This window comes from Mycoplana sp. 10N416 (assembly GCF_056394765.1).
In genome coordinates this window covers 330169-348155 of record NZ_JBFTIM010000004.1, presented here as the reverse complement: position 1 = coordinate 348155, position 17987 = coordinate 330169, and the positions used below count along the sequence as shown (strand labels likewise).

The 17987-nt window shown below is 64.0% G+C and carries 18 protein-coding genes and 2 pseudogenes; 14 read left to right on the top strand and 6 right to left on the bottom strand.

Features of this window, described 5'->3' with window-relative positions; genetic code table 11:
• Window positions 1-108: 108 nt before the first annotated feature.
• Complete coding sequence (gene cysK, locus AC1DDS_RS10955; protein ID WP_310411740.1) at window positions 109-1077, top strand: cysteine synthase A; 969 nt, start codon at window positions 109-111, stop codon at window positions 1075-1077.
• A gap of 328 nt (window positions 1078-1405) precedes the next feature.
• Here the strand turns inward: cysK and AC1DDS_RS10950 are convergent, their stop codons facing one another.
• Window positions 1406-2938: a YifB family Mg chelatase-like AAA ATPase gene (locus AC1DDS_RS10950; RefSeq protein ID WP_477478930.1), complete on the bottom strand. Its 1533-nt coding sequence runs from the start codon at window positions 2936-2938 to the stop codon at window positions 1406-1408.
• A gap of 328 nt (window positions 2939-3266) precedes the next feature.
• Here AC1DDS_RS10950 and AC1DDS_RS10945 point away from each other — a divergent pair.
• Window positions 3267-3886: pseudogene (locus AC1DDS_RS10945) on the top strand (isochorismatase family protein).
• A gap of 66 nt (window positions 3887-3952) precedes the next feature.
• Here AC1DDS_RS10945 and gshB read toward each other — a convergent pair.
• The 4 genes from gshB to rsmI form a co-directional block, all read right to left on the bottom strand.
• Window positions 3953-4900: a glutathione synthase gene (gene gshB / locus AC1DDS_RS10940; protein ID WP_477478929.1), complete on the bottom strand. Its 948-nt coding sequence runs from the start codon at window positions 4898-4900 to the stop codon at window positions 3953-3955.
• Between the two features lie 96 nt (window positions 4901-4996).
• Entirely contained in the window at window positions 4997-5497 is a 501-nt protein-coding gene (locus AC1DDS_RS10935; protein WP_477478928.1) for a cupin domain-containing protein, read from the bottom strand.
• 113 nt (window positions 5498-5610) lie between these two features.
• Window positions 5611-5979, bottom strand: a complete 369-nt coding sequence (locus AC1DDS_RS10930) for a YraN family protein (RefSeq protein ID WP_477478927.1) — start codon at window positions 5977-5979, stop codon at window positions 5611-5613.
• Window positions 5969-6892, bottom strand: coding sequence for a 16S rRNA (cytidine(1402)-2'-O)-methyltransferase (rsmI, locus tag AC1DDS_RS10925; RefSeq protein WP_477478926.1), 924 nt, complete (start codon window positions 6890-6892; stop codon window positions 5969-5971). Before rsmI ends, AC1DDS_RS10930 begins: the two co-directional genes overlap by 11 nt.
• Window positions 6893-7142: 250 nt before the next feature.
• On the opposite strand from rsmI, the gene dnaN reads away from it, so the two are divergent.
• The 7 genes and pseudogenes from dnaN to AC1DDS_RS10890 all read left to right on the top strand — a co-directional run bounded on the left by dnaN (window position 7143) and on the right by AC1DDS_RS10890 (window position 11938).
• Window positions 7143-8261, top strand: a complete 1119-nt coding sequence (gene dnaN / locus AC1DDS_RS10920; protein WP_310411758.1) for a DNA polymerase III subunit beta — start codon at window positions 7143-7145, stop codon at window positions 8259-8261.
• 437 nt (window positions 8262-8698) lie between these two features.
• Window positions 8699-9301, top strand: coding sequence for a phospholipid N-methyltransferase PmtA (pmtA, locus tag AC1DDS_RS10915; RefSeq protein ID WP_477478925.1), 603 nt, complete (start codon window positions 8699-8701; stop codon window positions 9299-9301).
• 2 nt (window positions 9302-9303) lie between these two features.
• Window positions 9304-9420, top strand: a pseudogene (locus tag AC1DDS_RS10910) (histidine phosphatase family protein); the annotation flags it as partial.
• On the top strand, window positions 9417-10115 hold the full coding sequence (pyrF, locus tag AC1DDS_RS10905; protein WP_477478924.1) for an orotidine-5'-phosphate decarboxylase: 699 nt from the start codon (window positions 9417-9419) through the stop codon (window positions 10113-10115). The pseudogene AC1DDS_RS10910 and the gene pyrF, both read left to right, overlap by 4 nt.
• A 24-nt stretch (window positions 10116-10139) precedes the next feature.
• Window positions 10140-10427, top strand: a complete 288-nt coding sequence (locus AC1DDS_RS10900) for a DUF1330 domain-containing protein (RefSeq protein WP_477478923.1) — start codon at window positions 10140-10142, stop codon at window positions 10425-10427.
• A gap of 119 nt (window positions 10428-10546) precedes the next feature.
• Entirely contained in the window at window positions 10547-11521 is a 975-nt protein-coding gene (locus tag AC1DDS_RS10895; protein ID WP_477478922.1) for a complex I NDUFA9 subunit family protein, read from the top strand.
• 264 nt (window positions 11522-11785) lie between these two features.
• Window positions 11786-11938 carry a metallophosphoesterase family protein gene (locus AC1DDS_RS10890; protein WP_310411774.1) on the top strand — a complete coding sequence of 51 codons (153 nt, stop codon included), beginning with the start codon at window positions 11786-11788 and terminating at the stop codon, window positions 11936-11938.
• 79 nt (window positions 11939-12017) lie between these two features.
• Here the strand turns inward: AC1DDS_RS10890 and AC1DDS_RS10885 are convergent, their stop codons facing one another.
• Window positions 12018-12824, bottom strand: coding sequence for an undecaprenyl-diphosphate phosphatase (locus tag AC1DDS_RS10885; RefSeq protein ID WP_477478921.1), 807 nt, complete (start codon window positions 12822-12824; stop codon window positions 12018-12020).
• Window positions 12825-12994: 170 nt separating this feature from the next.
• Here AC1DDS_RS10885 and AC1DDS_RS10880 point away from each other — a divergent pair, with 170 nt between their 5' ends.
• From AC1DDS_RS10880 to AC1DDS_RS10860, 5 genes are all read left to right on the top strand, one after another.
• Window positions 12995-13687: a glutathione S-transferase family protein gene (locus AC1DDS_RS10880; protein ID WP_310411782.1), complete on the top strand. Its 693-nt coding sequence runs from the start codon at window positions 12995-12997 to the stop codon at window positions 13685-13687.
• Between the two features lie 11 nt (window positions 13688-13698).
• The gene (gene queG, locus AC1DDS_RS10875; RefSeq protein WP_477478920.1) at window positions 13699-14862 is read left to right on the top strand and encodes a tRNA epoxyqueuosine(34) reductase QueG; all 1164 of its coding nucleotides are present in this window, start codon (window positions 13699-13701) and stop codon (window positions 14860-14862) included.
• A complete protein-coding gene (locus tag AC1DDS_RS10870) occupies window positions 14862-15734 on the top strand; it encodes an SDR family oxidoreductase (protein WP_477478919.1) in 873 nt (290 codons plus the stop codon). Before queG ends, AC1DDS_RS10870 begins: the two co-directional genes overlap by 1 nt.
• Window positions 15735-16121: 387 nt before the next feature.
• Entirely contained in the window at window positions 16122-16481 is a 360-nt protein-coding gene (locus tag AC1DDS_RS10865; RefSeq protein ID WP_477478918.1) for a septal ring lytic transglycosylase RlpA family protein, read from the top strand.
• 71 nt (window positions 16482-16552) lie between these two features.
• Window positions 16553-17839 (top strand): RsmB/NOP family class I SAM-dependent RNA methyltransferase, encoded by a 1287-nt coding sequence (locus AC1DDS_RS10860; RefSeq protein ID WP_477478917.1) that lies wholly within the window; start codon window positions 16553-16555, stop codon window positions 17837-17839.
• Window positions 17840-17987: the final 148 nt, after the last annotated feature.

Here is a 17987-nt window from a genome sequence, read left to right as displayed (position 1 = left end):
TGCGATTTTTTCAATTCGCGGACAATCCGTGGATGATGCGGCACTGGCTTCCGCACGTCTTAGAACCTATTCTCCGCACAACATTCGAAGATTGAAAGGGAGCCGAATATGTCTGAACCCCGCAAGCCCGGCCGCGGCCGTGTCTACGCCTCGATCATCGAGACGATCGGCGACACTCCGATCGTGCGGCTCGACAAGCTGGCCAAGGAAAAGGGCGTGAAGGCGAACCTTCTGGCAAAGCTCGAATTCTTCAACCCGATCGCTTCGGTGAAGGACCGTATCGGGGTAGCGATGATCGAAGCGCTCGAGGCGCAGGGTAAGATCACCCCCGGAAAATCGACGCTGATCGAGCCGACCTCCGGCAACACCGGCATCGCCCTCGCCTTCGCCGCAGCGGCCAAGGGTTACCGGCTGATCCTGACCATGCCGGAAACCATGTCGGTCGAGCGGCGCAAGATGGTGGCGCTGCTCGGCGCGGAGCTCGTGCTGACGGAAGGGTCGAAAGGCATGAAGGGCGCGATCGCCAAGGCCGAGGAACTGGCGGCGACGGTTCCCGACGCGATCATTCCCCACCAGTTCGAGAACCCGGCCAATCCGGAGATTCACCGCAAGACAACGGCGGAGGAAATCTGGAACGACACCGAGGGCCAGGTCGACATTCTCGTCTCCGGCATCGGCACCGGCGGCACGATCACCGGCGCCGGACAGGTGCTGAAGGCGAAGAAGCCGAGCGTCAAGGTGGTTGCCGTCGAGCCGGCGGACAGCCCCGTTCTGTCCGGCGGCAATCCCGGCCCGCACAAGATACAGGGGATCGGTGCAGGCTTTGCGCCGGCGATCCTCGACACCAAGATCTATGACGAAGTCGTCACCGTGGCCAACGACGAGGCCTTCGAAAACGCCCGCCTGGTGGCAAGGCTCGAGGGCGTGCCGGTCGGCATCTCCGCCGGTGCAGCACTCGCCGCCGCCATCAAGGTCGGCAAACGGCCGGAGAACGAAGGCAAGACCATCGTCGTCATCATTCCCTCCTTTGCCGAGCGCTATCTCTCGACCGCGCTGTTCGAGGGTCTTGGCGGCTGATCGCAGCGACAGTGGAGAATTTGCAGGGCGCACCATCGGTGTGCCCTGCTGGCCATTGCGCGGTCGCAACCATCGCACGTACCGCCATTGTCATTGCGGTCGGCGAGACCGTTGTGTGCTGATTACTGTGTGTCGGGCCTTGTGTGCCAATCGTTGCCTGAAAGCGGCTCGGTTCCCGAAGGTGCTCTCAAGCCGGCAGCACAATCCGCCCGGACAATGCCTTCCGAGAACGCGCGCAAGTCTGTCTTCATACCAGCCCCGTCGTGGCTGCGGGCCCAGCCTGTCGTGACCCGCCTGCGACCGCCGCGTCCCGGCGTCAAAACTGGCCTCAGGCGGCGACCGTCAGCCGTTCCCCGGCGATACGATAGGAGATCGCCTCGGCAAGATGGATGCGGCCAACACTGTCCTTGCCGTCGAGGTCGGCCAGGGTGCGGGCGACCTTGAGCACGCGATGGTAGCCGCGGGCGGAGAACCGCATTTTCTCCGCAGCATCCCGCAAGAGCTGCAGGCCGCCGGGGTCAGGCTCCGCGATGCGCTCGATCAGCGCCGTCGAAGCACGGGCGTTGATGGAAACCTCCGCGCTGCCAAGGGCAACGAAACGATCGCGCTGGACCTCGCGGGCACGCGCGACGCGAGCCGCCACCGTCGCGCTCGATTCTGCCTGCATCGGGCGGATGAGATCGCTCGCCGATACCGCCGGCACGTCGATGCGGATATCGATGCGGTCCATCAGCGGACCGGAGATGCGCCCCTGGTAATCCGCCATGCAGCGCGGCCCGCGCGCGCAGACCTGACCCGGCTCACCCGCCATGCCACACCGGCAGGGGTTCATGGCCGCGACCAGCTGGATTGCCGCCGGATAGCTGACGCGATGATTGGCGCGCGCAATCACGCATTCGCCGGTTTCGAGCGGCTGACGCAGCGCATCGAGCACCCGCGGCGAGAACTCCGGGAACTCGTCGAGGAAGAGAACGCCGTGGTGGGCGAGTGACGCCTCTCCGGGCCGGGCGCGCAAGCCGCCGCCGACAAGAGCGGCCATCGTCGCCGAATGATGCGGCGCCCGATAGGGGCGGCGATCGGACAGCTTGCCGCCGGCGAGTTGGCCTGCGATCGAATGGATCATCGAGACTTCGAGCAGTTCGGCCGGTGCGAGCGGCGGCAGGATCGACGGCAGGCGGGCGGCCAGCATCGACTTGCCGGAGCCGGGCGGCCCGACCATCAGGAGATTGTGTCCACCGGCCGCAGCCACCTCCAGCGCGCGCTTTGCACTCTCCTGACCCTTGATGTCGGCAAGATCCGGCAGGTTGGCGGGTGCGGCGCGAATGGCGGGCTCGGGCCGGCTGAGCACCTGCGTGCCGCGAAAATGGTTAGCGAGCGCAATCAGGCTGCGAGGCGCCAGAATGTCGATCTCCGCGCCGGCCCAGGCCGCCTCGGCACCACTGTCGGCTGGACAAATGAGTCCCTTGCCGAGCGCATTGGCGCCGATGGCCGCCGGCAGAGCGCCGGCGATTGCCGCAATCGTACCGTCGAGGTTGAGTTCGCCGATGACGACGTAACCCTCCAGCGCATCGGCCGGAATGGCGCCGAGCGCCGCCATCAGGCCGAGCGCGATCGGAAGATCGAAATGGCTTCCCTCCTTGGGCAGGTCTGCCGGCGCCAGATTGACCGTGACCCGCTTGGCGGGCAAGGCGAGACCCGATGCGTGCAGTGCGGCCTGAACCCGTTCCCGGCTCTCGGCGACGGCCTTGTCAGGGAGCCCGACGATCTGCATGCCGACCCTGCCGGGCGCCACCATCACCTGGACCTCGACGGGAACGCCGTCAATGCCCTGAAACGCCACCGTACTGACCCGTGCCACCATGACCGTCCCCCAAACAGTCTGCCGCCGATCGCCTCATCCGACGTCATCACAATCTGTCATAGAAAGCGGAATGGAACAAGAACATTTACGGAACAATTTTCAGCCAGGCCGTGCAAACCGGTTGCGCCCGGTTGCAAACACCGCACGCATGAGAACAAACGCGACCGCCTATTCAGGACCGCGGGCGAAATGCGACGGGAGCAATGTATTCGAGAACAAGAAGGCAGCGTAATATCCAAGCGCTATCCGGCCATCACCCGCAGCGGAACGCTCCAAGTCAAGCGCCACGTATCCAACAGACATCCACCGCATACCCAAGGAGGAAGTCATGGTCAGTGAACCTGTCCGCGATCCGAGCACCGATCACCTTCTGACACCAAAGAATTCAGCCTTCATCATTATCGATTACCAGCCGGTCCAGGTGAACTCCATCGCCTCAATGGACCGTCAACTTCTGGTCAACAACATCGTCGGCGCTGCCAAGGCGGCTGTCGTGTACGGGCTGCCGATCGTGCACTCGACGGTCAATGTCAAAACCGGCCTGAACAAGCCGCCGATTCCGCAAGTGCGCAAGGCGTTGGAACGATGCCCGACCTACGATCGTACGACGATCAACTCCTGGGAAGACGTGGAATTCCGGCGCGCGGTCGAGGAAACCGGTCGAAAGAATGGACCGAAGCGCGCCTCACGTTTCCGGCCATCGACGCGCTGCAGGCGGGCTATGAGGTCTATGTCGTCGACGCGGTTGGCGGCACATCGCTCGCCGCGCACGAGGCGGGCCTGCGCCGCATAGAGCAGGCGGGCGGCAAGATGACCAGCGTGCCGCAACTCTTCTGTGAATTGCAACGCGACTGGTCGCGCAAGGAAACAGTGCCCGCCTTCATGAACCTGTTCATCGAAACGGGCGGCACGGCGGGGATTCAGTTCTCCTACGACCAAAGCGAATAGGGGATCGCGGAGAGCGGATGGATGGCGGTGCCGGCGCCTCTTCGATCAGACGCCGGCGCAGGTTGCTCAGGCGCGTTTGCGTTCAATCGCATCCCACAGGAGGCTCGAGACGTCGGCGCCACCGAATTTCCGCACCTCGCGGATGCCGGTCGGCGAGGTGACGTTGATCTCGGTCATGTAGTCGCCGATGACGTCGATGCCGACGAACAGGAAGCCGCGTTCGCGCAGCGACGGGCCGATCCGCTTGCAGATCTCGATCTCGCGGGCGGTCAGTTCGGTCGCCTCGGGACGGCCGCCGGCATGCATGTTCGAGCGGGCATCGTGCTCGGCGGGCACGCGGTTGATCGCACCGACCGGCTCGCCGTCGACGAGCAGGATGCGCTTGTCGCCCTTGCGCACGTCCGGCAGATAGGCCTGGGCGATGAAGGGCTCGCGGAACATCTGCCCGAACATTTCGAGCAGCGAAGAGAGGTTGCGGTCGTCGCGGGTCGAGTGGAAGACGCCGGCGCCGCCGTTTCCATAGAGGGGCTTGAGGATGATGTCGCCCATCTCCTCGCGGAAGCGGCGGATCTCGGCCGGGTCGCGGGTGATCAGCGTTGCCGGCATCAGGTCGGCGAATTCGGTGACGAAGATCTTCTCCGGCGAGTTGCGCACCCAGGCGGGATCGTTCACCACCAGCGTCTTCGGATGGATGCGCTCCAAAAGATGGGTGGAGGTGATGTAGGCCATGTCGAAGGGCGGGTCCTGGCGCAACAGCACCACGTCCATCGTCGACAGGTCGACCCGCTCGGGTTCGCCCAACTCGTAGTGGTCACCCTTGACGTCGCGAAGCTGCATCGGCTCGACGGTCGCAAAGACCTTGCCATCGCGAAGGCTGAGCTTGTCGGGCGTGTAGTGGAAGAGTTGGTAGCCGCGCGCCTGGGCTTCGAGACTCATGGCGAAGGTGGAATCGCCGCTGATATTGATGGTGGACACGTGGTCCATCTGGACCGCGACGTTCTTGATCTTTGCCATGGAATGTTTTCCTCACGGATTGCCGCCCACATTTAGGCTTGCGCCCCGGCAAACGCAACGGGCGGCGCCCCGCCCGTAAACAGCACGATCGATGCCTCAGGCGGCGAGCCCGCCCCGGCCACGTCCGGCGCGCATCATGTCGCGCAGCCGCAACGCCGTGGCGATCGGGGCTGGAAACTGCTTGCGACAGAAGGCGATCTTGCGAACGTATCTATCGACCTGCCACGTCGCCCAGGTCTTGCCGGCAAAATAGGCGATGTCGCCGGCGCGAAGCATGCGTTCGCTGCCGTCCTCGGCGAGGACATGCACCTCGCCCTCAAGGATCATCACCGTCTCGTCCCAGCCGAAATACCAGCGGAAGGTGCCCGCAGTGCAATCCCAGACTGCCGTGGTCGACTGATCGTCATGGCCGCGCGAATGCAGCGCGACCCGGGCGTGCGGCTCACCGGACACGATCAACGACGGCTCGATCGGCGCATCGACCATCTCCATCTCGTCCATGGAGGCCGCGATCAGCGGCCGCGACGGCGCCATTGGCAGCGGCAGCGTCTTGGCCGCCATGCCGATCACGCCCGCAAGCATCAGTTTCCAGACCATTACAACTCCGCACGATGGTTCATTGGCAACCATAGCGGGCGGGACGTAAGGACGGAGTGCAGATGTTCGGTCAAATTTTATCGATCGATGAATCCGGGTCTGGTTACCTGGGTTCAGAACGCATCCGGCAGGTGCCGCGGGATACGCCACGGCAGAACCGCGATGATATCGTATCGCACGGATAGCCGATGCGCATCGCGCTGGCGGGCGAGCCACAGGTCGCTTGCGGCGCGGATCCGCCGCTGGGCCGTTCCCGTCACCGCGAAGACCGCGCTCTCCTCGCTCCGCCGCGCCTTCACCTCGACGCAAATGACGAGGTCGCGCTTGCGGGCAATGATGTCGATCTCTCCGACCTTCGTGCGGTAGCGGACGGCCAGCACGCGGTAGCCTTTGGCGAGCAGATAGAGGGCGGCCACGAATTCCGCGACATGGCCACGGCGAAAGGCCCTTCGGCGGAGCTTTCGTTCCGCTTCAGTCCCCATCGCGCGCCTTCATGCCGACGAGGCGCTGGTAGAGATCGCGGCGCGGCAGGCCCGTCTGGCGCGCCGCCTCCGTGGCGGCCTTGCCGGCGGGCATCTCCTGCGCCAAAGCGGCAAGCAGCGCATCGACGTCGGCGATTTCGGGGACAGCCGCTTCGGTCGGCGGGCCGACCACCAGCACGATTTCACCCTTGACCTGCGGATTTGCCTGATAGTGCGCGGCAAGCTCGGCGAGCGATCCCCGGCGAAACTCCTCGAACGTCTTGGTCAGCTCGCGGCAGACCGCCGCCTGCCTTTGATCGCCAAGCACCTCGGCCGCGGCGGTGAGCGTCGCCGCGATCCGATGCGGCGACTCGAAGAAAATCAAGGTCGCATCCACTCGGCCGAACTCGCCCAGGCGATCGCGGCGCGCCTTGTCCTTGACCGGCAGGAAGCCGGCAAAGAGAAAGGCGTCGTTCGGCAGGCCGGATCCGACAAGGGCGGCCAGGGGCGCCGACGGCCCGGGGATAGGGACGACCTTGCAGCCGGCAGAAAGCGCCAGCTGGCCCAGACGGTAGCCGGGATCGGACACCAGCGGCGTGCCCGCATCGGAGACGAGTGCCACCGATTTGCCCTGTTCGAGCGCCGCGACCAGCCTGGGACCGACCTCATCGGCGTTGTGCTCGTGGTAGGCGTAAGGACGCGTGGCGATGCCGTAGCGATCCAGCAGCACGCGGCTGACGCGGGTATCCTCGCAGGCAAGCACGTCGGCCCCGGCCAGCGTCTCCAGCGCGCGCAGCGTGATGTCGCCCAGATTGCCGATCGGCGTCGCCACCAGATAGAGCGCCGGCTCGAGTGGGCGCGCCGGGACCATCACCCCGTGGAGGCGGTAACTGCGGGCCACGGAGGCGCTCCCCTTGTGCGGTTCTTCCTGCATCTGAAGCGTGCGTTCCTGCTATCATCCGGCGCAAATGCGCTATCCCGCCTCCTTATGGGCGAGGCCGGAGCGCGCGGCAAGCCCGCAAGGCTTGCACCCGGCATCGGTTTCCCCGGCGACGATCGCCGAGCCTCTTGCATTTGCACACGAAAATCTGCCAATTTGCCCCTCCACATCTTCCGGCGCCAGCCGGCAACAGAAAAGACGTCGCGCCGGCGAGCCGGCGGGCAGGGTCGAAAGCGGTACGTCCATGCGCATCACCATCGAACGGTCCAACCTTCTGAAATCGCTGAACCACGTCCATCGCGTGGTCGAGCGGCGCAACACGATACCGATCCTCTCCAACGTGCTCTTGCGCGCGGATGGGGGGAGCCTCGAGATGAAGGCCACCGACCTGGACCTCGAGGTCACCGAGGCAACGCCGGCACAGATCGAACAGGCCGGCGCCACGACCGTTCCCGCGCACCTGCTGTACGACATCGTCCGCAAGCTGGCGGACGGTTCGGAAGTGCTGCTCGCAAATACGCCGGACGGCGCGGCCATGACCGTCACTTCCGGCCGCTCCAAGTTCTCGCTGCAATGCCTGCCGCAGTCCGATTTCCCCGACCTGACCGCGGGCAGCTTCAGTCATACGTTCCGCCTCAAGGCGACCGACCTGAAGATGCTGATCGACCGCACGCAGTTTGCGATCTCGACGGAGGAGACGCGATACTATCTGAACGGCATTTTCATCCACACGATCGAAAACGCCGGCCAGTTGAAGCTGCGGGCCGTCGCCACCGACGGCCATCGCCTGGCGCGCGCCGATGTCGAGGCGCCATCCGGTTCCGAGGGCATGCCGGGCATCATCATCCCGCGCAAGACGGTCGGCGAACTGCAGAAGCTGGTCGACAATCCGGACCTGGTTGTGACGGTCGAGGTGTCGGATGCAAAAATCCGTTTCACCATCGGCTCGGTCGTGCTGACTTCGAAGCTGATCGACGGGACCTTCCCGGACTACCAGCGCGTCATCCCGACCAACAACGAGAAGGAACTGCGGATCGACTGCCAGTCCTTTGCCCAGGCCGTCGACCGGGTTTCGACCATCTCGTCCGAGCGCGGCCGCGCGGTCAAGCTGTCGCTCGCCGAAGGCCAGATGACACTGACCGTCAACAATCCGGATTCGGGCAGCGCCACCGAAGAGGTGCCGGTCGGGTATGACAGCGACCCGCTGGAGATCGGCTTCAACGCGAAATACCTGCTCGACATCACCGCCCAGCTTTCCGGCGAGGAAGCCGTGTTCCTGCTGGCGGATCCAGGTTCGCCGACGCTCGTGCGCGATCTTGCCGGCGACGATGCGCTCTACGTGCTGATGCCGATGCGGGTCTGATCCGCGTTTCGGAACGAAGAGGCCCAAAGCCGGTTTCTCCCTTGCCGCCGGCGGTCTGTCGGGTTGTCCTCGTTTGTGCCGACACGGTCAACGGGCCGCCGCTGGAGCGAAGGCGGTGAGCCAGAGATGCCCGGCGGCTGTTGACGGCGACGGCTCCGCGCAAATCGCACGCCCGATGTGTTCGTCTACTTCGACAATACGGACGTAAAACTCAGAGCGCCGTTCGATGCATTGTCTCTGGCAAGGCGACTGGGCGTTTCTCCGGGTCTGGATGCCGCAAAACGGGGTGAGCGCGCACCTGGACAGTCGCAAGCGGAGCGTGAAACCGTCGCAAGATGACTTGTTTTTGCCGCACGCGGAAACAAATACTCCAGAAGCATCTTCCGAATCACCGGGAAGGCGCCTAAGCAGCAGCCGTCATAGTCGGGGGAGTGGACATGAATTTGCGCGGTAAGGTCAAAGAACACCTCGGACGGAAATTTGGCGAGGAGATCCGCTTCTTCAAGGGCTGGATCAACAACACGCGTGCCGTCGGCTCCATCATCCCAACATCTTCGGTCACCGCGCGGCGGATGGCCAGCGTGATCAACCCGAGTTCGGGCCTGCCTGTTCTGGAACTCGGGCCGGGAACGGGCGCAATCACGAAGGCGATCCTGAAGGCGGGCGTCGCATCGGCCAAGATCGTCTCGGTCGAATATTCAGCGGACTTCTATAACCATCTGGTCGAGCGGTTCGAGGGCGTGAAGTTCATCAACGGTGATGCTTTCGACCTCGACAACACCCTTGGCGCACTGAAGGACCAGCAGTTCGACAGCGTCATCTCCGCGGTCCCGCTCCTCAACTTCCCCATGCATCGCCGCGTAGCGCTGATCGAGGATCTGCTGCGGCGAATTCCCGTTGGACGTCCGGTGGTGCAGATCTCCTACGGACCCGTCTCACCGGTCCCCGCCATGCCTGGCCGCTACCGGATCAGCCATCTGGATTTCGTCGTGCGCAACATTCCGCCGGCGCAGCTCTGGACCTATCGCCGGACGCATTGACGGCCCGGATCCACGACCAGCCGACCAGCGGCGGCGATCTTTTCGCCTTCCGGCTTGCGGATCGAACCGTCACATGCGACTGGACGGCAATGGAGTTCTGGAAAGGCATGGGATCATGAACGCACGCGAACGCCTGATCGTCGGGCTGGACGTCCCGACCATCGCGGACGCCGAGGCGAAAGTCCGCGCGCTCGGCGACAGCGTGCTGTTCTACAAGATCGGCTACCAGCTCGTCTTCGCCGGCGGGCTGGAATTCGCCCGCGACCTGGCCAAGGACGGCAAGAAGGTCTTCCTCGACATGAAGCTGCTCGACATCGACAACACGGTGGCGAAGGGCGTGGAAAACATCGTCAAGATGGGCATGTCGATGCTGACGCTGCACGCCTATCCGAAAGCGATGCGGGCGGCCGTGGAGGCAGCCAGGGGCTCCGATCTCTGCTTGCTCGGCGTCACCGTGCTCACCTCGATGGACGCGCAGGACGTCATTGAGGCCGGATACGAATACGATCCGCACACGCTGGTGCTGCGCCGGGCCGACCAGGCGCGCGCGGCCGGCATGGGCGGCATCGTCTGCTCTGCCGAGGAAGCCGGCGCGGTGCGCAAAGTCGTCGGCCCCGAGATGGCGATCGTCACGCCGGGCATTCGACCCGCGGGCGCCGACAGGGGTGACCAGAAGCGGGTCATGACGCCAGCGGAAGCACTAAAGGCCGGATCGAGCCACCTGGTCGTCGCGCGACCGATCGTCAATGCCGCGGATCCGCGCGCTGCCGCCGAGGCGATCCTCGCCGAAATGACCGGCGTGCCCGGCACATAATCGACAAACGAAGAGGAGGAAAACATGGCCAAGGGGTACTGGATCGCGCGCGTCGATGTTCGCGACACCGAGCGCTACAAGGATTATGTCGCAGCGGCAAAGCCCGCTTTCGAAAAGTATGGTGCAAATTTCCTTGCCCGCGGCGGCACTTTCCAGAAACTGGAAGGTCAGCCACGCGCCCGTAACGTGGTGATCGAGTTCCCGTCCCTCCAGGCAGCGATCGACTGCTACAATTCGCCCGAATACCAGGTCGCCGCAGCCATCCGCCAGGAGGTCGCCGAGGCCGAGATGGTGGTGGTCGAAGGGGTCTGAAACCCAGCGCGGGACATCTTCGGATGAAGCTGGCGGGTGTGTGCAGACAAGCCTTCACCTGCCGGTTTCTTTGGGATATGTAGGCCGCACCCACCTCGCCTATTCCAGGAGCTTCCCGCATGACACTCTCCAACCTTCCGCCGCAGGTCACCGTGTTCGGTGGTTCCGGTTTCGTCGGACGTCATGTGGTGCGAGCGCTGGCGAAGCGGGGCTACCGCATCCGCGTCGCCGTGCGGCGGCCGGACCTCGCGGGATTCTTGCAGCCGATCGGCGGCCTCGGCCAGATCTCCTTCGTGCAGGCGAACCTGCGCAATCGCGCCTCGGTCGAACGCGCAGTGCAGGATGCGGACCACGTCGTCAACTGCGTCGGCATCCTCTTCGAGAGCGGGCGCAACCGCTTTGACGCCGTTCAGGATTTCGGCGCCCGCGCGGTGGCGGAAGCCGCGCGTGCCCGCGGCGCCACCCTCACGCACATCTCGGCCATCGGCGCAGATGCGAATTCGGCCTCGGGCTACGCCCGCTCCAAGGGGCGCGGGGAACTTGGCATCCGCCAGGCGCTGCCGGACGCCGTCATCCTGCGCCCGTCGATCATCTTCGGGCCGGAGGATGGCTTCTTCAACAAGTTCGCCGAGATGTCGCGCTTTGCGCCGGCCTTGCCGCTGATCGGTGGCGGCCACACCAAGTTCCAGCCGGTCTATGTCACGGACGTCGCCGAAGCCGTGGCGCTCTCGGTCGACGGTAAGGTGGCCAAGGGGACGACCTACGAACTCGGCGGTCCGGAAGTGCTGACCTTCCACCAGTGTCTCGAATTGATGCTGCAGGTCATCGACCGCAAGCGGCCGATGGTCTCCATTCCCTTTAGCGTTGCCTCGTTGATCGGCTCCATCTCCTCGCTCGTCCCCTTCGTCACGCCGCCGCTGACCGCCGACCAGGTGAAACTGCTCCGGTCGGACAACATCGTGTCCGACGAGGCAAAGAAAGAGGGGCGCACGATCCAGTCGCTCGGGATTACGCCCGCGCTCGCCGAAGCGATCCTGCCGTCCTATCTCGTTCGCTACCGCCCCAAGGGGCAGTTCACGCGCGGCACCTTGTAGCCGAAACGGGACCGACGGGTCGGGGGCTTACGCCCTTTCCGAAGCCGTTCCGGCCCCCCTTGCGCATCCGGCAGCCACTCCATCATTTGCTTGGGCGGCAGAACGTTGCAGTTCTGCCGCAGTAAAAAAGTCCGTACTGTATTTACGTGACATTCAGCATATTCGCTTATTGATGTTTTGCAGGGCGGCACATACACACCGCCTCGCGTGACGGGCCAGTGCGGCAGAACCGGCGCGGATCTCTCCTTTAAGGACCTCTTCGACATGGGCAAGGCAATTGCACTCTTCTTCGGCTGCGCAGCACTGGTGATCCTGGCTGGCTCCTTCATGGCCCCGACCACTGTCGCTGCCGGCAAGCATGGCTGTGCGCCCGCCTATGGCGTCGATCCCTGCACGACCGCTTCGATCGGCCGCTGAGCCGGCAAAACAAAAGCCGGACGATCACGCCCGGCTTTGCTTTACGTTTTACGAGATTGGGTCTGCTTTAGGGCCCGCCCTACCCCCAAAGCGCCAGGCCGATCAATCCGGCCACGCCCACGACGATCCGCCAGAGCGCGAAAGGTGCAAAGCCGCGCCGCGAGACGAAGTCGAGCAGCGAGCGGACAACCAGCAACGCTGCGAAGAATGCGGCCACGAAGCCGACAACGATCAGCATCCCATCGTCAAAGCTCAGCGCATCCCTGTTCTTGTAGAGGTCGAGCGTGAAGGCGCCGAGCATGGTCGGCATGGCGAGGAAGAACGAGAACTCCGCTGCCGAACGCTTGTCCGTGCCCATCAGCAGCGCACCGGCGATCGTCGCGCCCGAGCGCGAGGTTCCCGGCACCATGGCCAGGCATTGGAACAGGCCGATCTTGAGCGCCAGCGACGGCGGATAATCCATGACGTCCTTGTAGCGCGGGTTCAGCGGCAACCGATCGATCGCGTACAGTATGACGCCACCGACAATCAGCACGACACAGATCAACCGTGGGGTCTCGAACAGCACCGTCTTGATAAAGTCGTGCGCGATCACACCAATGAGCGCTGCCGGCAGAAAGGCGACCAGGACACAGAGCACGAACCGCCGCGCCTTTGCGCTGGTCGGCAGTGCGACCGCGATCTGGATCAGCTTCGTCGCGTAGACGGCGAGGATGGCCAGGATGGCGCCGAGCTGGATCAACACTGCGAAGGTGTTGCCGGGCGACTTGAAGCCGAGGAAATGCCCGGCAAGCAGGACATGGGCCGTTGAGGAAACGGGGATGAACTCGGTCAGCCCCTCGATCAATCCGAGAACGAGGGCACTGACTATCGATTGGTCGGCCATGGAAAATCCTTGAAGAGATGGTGTCACACGCGAACACGGAAACTGATTCGCTTGTGTTTAGGTCGCCATCTTCCTATAGCTTTGTGGCAGGAGTCGTGACCAGTGCAAACCGCCGCTCCGGCCCTTCGGCCGGTCCACTTCCTCCGCCTGTCATCTAAAGAAAAGCCAGAATGCCGACCCTCTATCATCACCCGATGTCCTCCGCCTCGCGCTTTGTCCGGCTGATTCTCGCCGAATACGGCTACCAGACCGATTTCGCGGAGGAACAGCCCTGGGAGAACCGGCGCGATTTCCTGGCGCTCAACCCGGCCGGCACGCTGCCCGTCTATGTCGATGACAGCATGCGCGCGCTGTGCGGGGCCACCGTGATCTCCGAGTATCTCGACGAGACCCATGGCGTCTTGAAGCGCGACCGGCGGCTGCTTGCAGAGGATCCTTTCCAGCGGGCGGAGATTCGCCGGCTGGTCGAATGGTTCCTGCAGAAGATGGAGCAGGACGTGACACGACCGCTGGTGCGGGAGCGCATCTTCAAACTGCAGATGACGCCGGACCAGGGCGGCGGCCCGCCCGACAGCAAGATCCTGCGCAATTCGCGCGCAAACATCCGCCAGCACATGAAGTATCTGTCCTGGCTCGCCGGGTCGCGCACCTATCTCGCTGGCGACCGGCTCAGTTATGCCGATCTCGCCGCGGCCGCGGCGGTGTCCGTGCTCGACTATCTCGGCGAGATCAACTGGCAGGACGCACCGCAGGCAAAAGACTGGTATCAGCGGATCAAGTCGCGCCCCTCCTTCCGCCCCATGCTGGCCGAGCGTGTGCGCGGCGTAACTCCGGTCTCGCACTACGCGGACCTTGATTTCTGAGGCCAGGACCCATGCCCGGCGCCGTCGACAGCGCGGACAGATCCGACAAGGCACGCCAAAAGCTGAAGGCGTTCCTCCTCTCCGAGGCAATCGAGAAGGGGTTCGACATCTGCCGCGTGGCACGGCCGGATTCCATCCCAGATGCACCAGAACGGCTGAAGGCGTTCATCGACGCCGGCTACCAGGGAACGATGGACTGGATGGCGGAGACGAGCGAGCGGCGCGCCGATCCGCGGGTGCTCTGGGGCGATGTGCGCTCGGTCGTTCTTTTCGGAATGAACTACGGGCCCGAGGAGGACCCGCGCGACGTGCTTACCATGCCCGACCGGGCGGCGATCTCGGTCTACGCCCGCAATCGCGACTATCACGACGTCGTCAAGGGCAAGCTGAAGGAAATCGCCACCCGGTTTGCCGCGCGCGCCGGCGAGGACGTGAAGGTCTTCGTCGATACGGCCCCGGTGATGGAAAAGCCGCTTTCCATGCAGGCGGGTCTTGGCTGGCAGGGAAAGCACACGAACCTCGTCAGCCGCACGTTCGGCTCCTGGCTCTTCCTCGGCAGCATGTTCACCACCGCCGAGCTTGCCCCGGACGAACCCGAGCGCGACCATTGCGGCTCCTGCCGCGCCTGCCTCGATGCCTGCCCGACGAACGCCTTTCCCGCGCCGTACAAGATCGACGCGCGGCGCTGCATCTCCTACCTCACCATCGAGCACAAGGGCATGATCGACCGGGATTTGCGGCCGCTGATTGGCAATCGGATCTATGGCTGCGACGACTGCCTGGCGGCGTGTCCCTGGAACAAGTTTGCCGCGACCGCTTCGGAAATGAAGTTCCACGCCCGCGACGACCTGCGGGCGCCGCGTATCGCCGAATTGCTGGACCTGGACGACGCCGCCTTCCGCACGCTGTTTTCCGGCTCGCCGGTCAAGCGGATCGGGCGCGACCGGTTCATTCGCAACGTGCTGATCGCCGCCGGCAACAGCGCCGATCCGACGTTGATACCGATCTGCATGAGGCTGACAGACGACCCCTCGCCGACCGTCCGCGGCATGGCGGTGTGGGCGCTGCGCCGGCTGATGAGTGAAGCAGAGTTTCAAGTTTTTGCCGGACGAGCAGCCGGCGAAGCCGATCCCGAGGTGCGATCGGAATATGAAGCGGCAATGGAGGCTATCTGATGCGTCTTCTGGTTCTGGGTGCCGGCTTTTCCGGTCGCGCCATCGCGCAGACCTTCAAATCCGCGGGCTTTTCAGCCGCGGGAACGACACGCTCCGCAGACAAGGCGGCGGCTCTGCAGGCGCTCGGCATCGTCCCTTTGGTCTATGACGGCGAAACGATCTCCAGCGCGCTTGCAGCGTGCTTGCGGGAAACCACCCATCTTGTCCAGTCCATCGCTCCGGGCAAGAGCGGCGATCCGCTTTTCCGCCCGGGCGCCATGCCACTGCTGGATCTGATGCCGAACCTGCGTTGGGCCGGCTATCTCTCGACCGTCGGCGTCTATGGCGACCACAAGGGGGCCTGGGTCGATGAAGACACCCCCATCCATCCGGTCTCGACGCGCTCGGTGGAGCGGGTCGGGGCGGAAAATCGCTGGCTCGCCTTTTCTGCGGAGAGCGGTGTTCCGGTTGCGGTCCTGCGGCTCGCCGGCATCTATGGCCCCGGTCGCAACGCGCTGCGCAACGTCGCCGAGGGCACGGCACGACGGCTGATAAAGAAGGATCAGGTCTTCAATCGAATCCGCGTCGAGGACATCGGCGGCTCGGCGCTGTTTCTGGCTGAGGGCGGGCACGGCGGGATCTTCAATATCACCGACGACGAGCCCGGGCCGCCGCAGGATGTCGTGGCGGAAGCGGCCCGGCTGATGGGGGCCGAAATGCCGCCGGAGATCCCGTTTGAAACGGCCGAACTGTCACCGATGGCGCGGTCGTTCTACGGCGAAAACAAGCGCGTCTCGAACGCGAAAATCCGCTCGCTCGGCTTCACCTTCCGGTACCCGAACTACCGCATGTCACTGGCGCAGATGAGGACCGACGACGTCTGGGGCGGTTGAGGCCGCCGGGACGGTTAACAAAAGGTTGCCAAAACGAGGCCGCACCCGCCCAAGTTTCGTCTCTTTTGCGCAACCTTTCCGGGAAATTAGCCCCCGATAGATTCGGTTTAGGGTACTCTTTTCGACGTATGCGCAATTTTTTTTCGTCTCCCCCGGGCGATCGAGGCGGAAAATTCCACGCTTGTCAACACTTCAAGGTCATCACTGATTCTAAACGACTTTTTCCGACCCGACGGTGGTTAAACGGAAGTCATCGGCATTTTATTCAAATCGTTACCAACATCTTAACGAAGTAAACCGCCCCGAGGCGTGCGATTTTTTGCCATTTTTGGCCCGAATACACAGACCTGTCAGAAGAAACTGGACACCAGCTCTGAGGGGGTCAACATGTCTTTCAAGTCCTCTGCTGCAGCACTTGCGGCAATCGTCATCGCTGCGCCCGTTACCTTCGCATCCGTCGCCGAAGCCGCCGGCTGCGGCGGTGCCTCGTGGTACGCCCTGACGTCGAAAACCGCTTCCGGGGAACGCATGAACCCGGCCAAGCTGACGGCTGCCCACAAGACCCTGCGCTTCGGCACCAAGGTCAAGGTCACCAATTCCAACAACGGCAAGAGCGTCGTCGTCCGCATCAACGACCGCGGCCCCTTCATTCGCGGCCGGGTGCTCGACCTGTCGAAGGCGGCCGCCTCTGAGATCGGCATGATCGGCGCCGGTCACGCCAAGGTCTGCTACCAGATCGTCAGCTGACGCATTTCTCCACCTTCGGCTTGCTCTTGCCGCCCATCGCCGCTACCACGGCGTCAAAATGGAGTTGAGCAATGCGGTTGGGTGGACGGCTCGCGGGAGCCATCGAGGTTCTGGCGGATATCGAGACGCGCAATCGTCCGGTGGCCGACGCGCTGAAGGACTGGGGCCACGCCCACCGTTTCGCCGGCTCCGGAGATCGGGCGGCGATCGGCAACATCGTCTACGACGCGCTGCGCATGAAGCTGTCGCACGCCTACCTGATGGACGATGACAGCGCTACTTCTCTGGCCCTGGGCGTCATGCTGCGGCAGTGGCGCCTGACCGCCGAGGCGCTGGTTCGGGAACTGGACGGCGACAAGTTCGCCCCGGAAATTCCCACCGAGCGGCTGAAGGCCTTCGGCACGCGCCGACTGAAGGACGCGCCGCTGCATGTGCAGGGCGACATTCCCGCCTGGGTCCAACCCTCCTTTGAAGAGAATTTCTCCGAAGACTGGCTCGAGGAGGCCAAGGCGCTCACAGGACGTCCGACCCTCGACCTCCGCGCCAACACGCTGAAAGCGTCGCGCGAGAAGGTGCTGAAGGCGCTCGAAGACAGCGGCGCCGTGCCGACCACGATCGCCCGCAACGGCATCCGCATTCCCGCTGGCGAGGGCCCGGCACGGCTGCCAAACGTTACCGCCGAACTCTCCTTCCAAAACGGTTGGTTCGAGGTGCAGGACGAAGGCTCGCAGATCGTGGCCGACCTGGTCTTCGCGCAGGAGGGCGAGCAGGTGCTCGATTTCTGCGCCGGCGGCGGCGGCAAGACGCTGGCGATGTCTGCCACCATGAACAACAAGGGACAGGTGCACGCCTACGACGCGGACCGCAAGCGGCTGGCGCCGATCATCGAGCGACTGAAGCGCGCGGGCACGCGCAACGTCCAGGTGCACGAGGATTTCTCCAGCCTTGCACCGCTCGCCGGCCGTTTCGACCGCGTGCTGGTCGATGCGCCCTGCACCGGCACCGGCACCTGGCGGCGCAGGCCGGACACGAAGTGGCGGCTGACGGACAAAAACCTCGAAGAGCGGCTCGCCCAGCAGGAAGAGGCGCTGGCGAGCGCTGCAGACTTCGTGCGCCCCGGTGGCTATCTGCTGTATGTCACCTGCTCGGTACTGCCCGAGGAAAACGAGAACCAAGTCTACGGCTTTTGCGAGGACAATCCGTCCTTCGAGATTCTTTCCGCCGCCGAAGTGTGGATGGACCTGTTCGGTACGGACAAGCCGCAGCCATGGTCGGCGGACATGAAGACGGTGACGCTGACGCCGGCTTCGACCGACACGGACGGCTTCTTCTTCTGCGCCATGGGCCGCAAGAATTGACATACGGCAATTGGCGGCAACTTCATGGCCGAACTGTCGAACGATTCTAAACTATACCTTTTGACACCAGTTTAATTTTGAGCGAAGAGACTCCGGCTTGTACGCCCGGCCGCGGGCGACGTCCCGACGCCTCGTGCCCGCTTGGGCA

Excerpts from the sequence above, each read along its gene's own strand:
- queG (WP_477478920.1), top strand. The coding sequence starts at position 13,699 with ATGCCCGGCGCCGTCGACAGCGCGGACAGATCCGACAAGGCACGCCAA.
- pmtA (WP_477478925.1), top strand. The coding sequence starts at position 8,699 with ATGAATTTGCGCGGTAAGGTCAAAGAACACCTCGGACGGAAATTTGGC.
- AC1DDS_RS10860 (WP_477478917.1), top strand. The coding sequence starts at position 16,553 with ATGCGGTTGGGTGGACGGCTCGCGGGAGCCATCGAGGTTCTGGCGGAT.
- AC1DDS_RS10900 (WP_477478923.1), top strand. The coding sequence starts at position 10,140 with ATGGCCAAGGGGTACTGGATCGCGCGCGTCGATGTTCGCGACACCGAG.
- cysK (WP_310411740.1), top strand. The coding sequence starts at position 109 with ATGTCTGAACCCCGCAAGCCCGGCCGCGGCCGTGTCTACGCCTCGATC.
- AC1DDS_RS10950 (WP_477478930.1), bottom strand. The coding sequence starts at position 2,938 with ATGGTGGCACGGGTCAGTACGGTGGCGTTTCAGGGCATTGACGGCGTT.
- gshB (WP_477478929.1), bottom strand. The coding sequence starts at position 4,900 with ATGGCAAAGATCAAGAACGTCGCGGTCCAGATGGACCACGTGTCCACC.
- AC1DDS_RS10880 (WP_310411782.1), top strand. The coding sequence starts at position 12,995 with ATGCCGACCCTCTATCATCACCCGATGTCCTCCGCCTCGCGCTTTGTC.
- AC1DDS_RS10890 (WP_310411774.1), top strand. The coding sequence starts at position 11,786 with ATGGGCAAGGCAATTGCACTCTTCTTCGGCTGCGCAGCACTGGTGATC.
- AC1DDS_RS10870 (WP_477478919.1), top strand. The coding sequence starts at position 14,862 with ATGCGTCTTCTGGTTCTGGGTGCCGGCTTTTCCGGTCGCGCCATCGCG.
- AC1DDS_RS10885 (WP_477478921.1), bottom strand. The coding sequence starts at position 12,824 with ATGGCCGACCAATCGATAGTCAGTGCCCTCGTTCTCGGATTGATCGAG.
- pyrF (WP_477478924.1), top strand. The coding sequence starts at position 9,417 with ATGAACGCACGCGAACGCCTGATCGTCGGGCTGGACGTCCCGACCATC.
- AC1DDS_RS10895 (WP_477478922.1), top strand. The coding sequence starts at position 10,547 with ATGACACTCTCCAACCTTCCGCCGCAGGTCACCGTGTTCGGTGGTTCC.
- dnaN (WP_310411758.1), top strand. The coding sequence starts at position 7,143 with ATGCGCATCACCATCGAACGGTCCAACCTTCTGAAATCGCTGAACCAC.
- AC1DDS_RS10930 (WP_477478927.1), bottom strand. The coding sequence starts at position 5,979 with ATGGGGACTGAAGCGGAACGAAAGCTCCGCCGAAGGGCCTTTCGCCGT.
- AC1DDS_RS10935 (WP_477478928.1), bottom strand. The coding sequence starts at position 5,497 with ATGGTCTGGAAACTGATGCTTGCGGGCGTGATCGGCATGGCGGCCAAG.
- rsmI (WP_477478926.1), bottom strand. The coding sequence starts at position 6,892 with ATGCAGGAAGAACCGCACAAGGGGAGCGCCTCCGTGGCCCGCAGTTAC.
- AC1DDS_RS10865 (WP_477478918.1), top strand. The coding sequence starts at position 16,122 with ATGTCTTTCAAGTCCTCTGCTGCAGCACTTGCGGCAATCGTCATCGCT.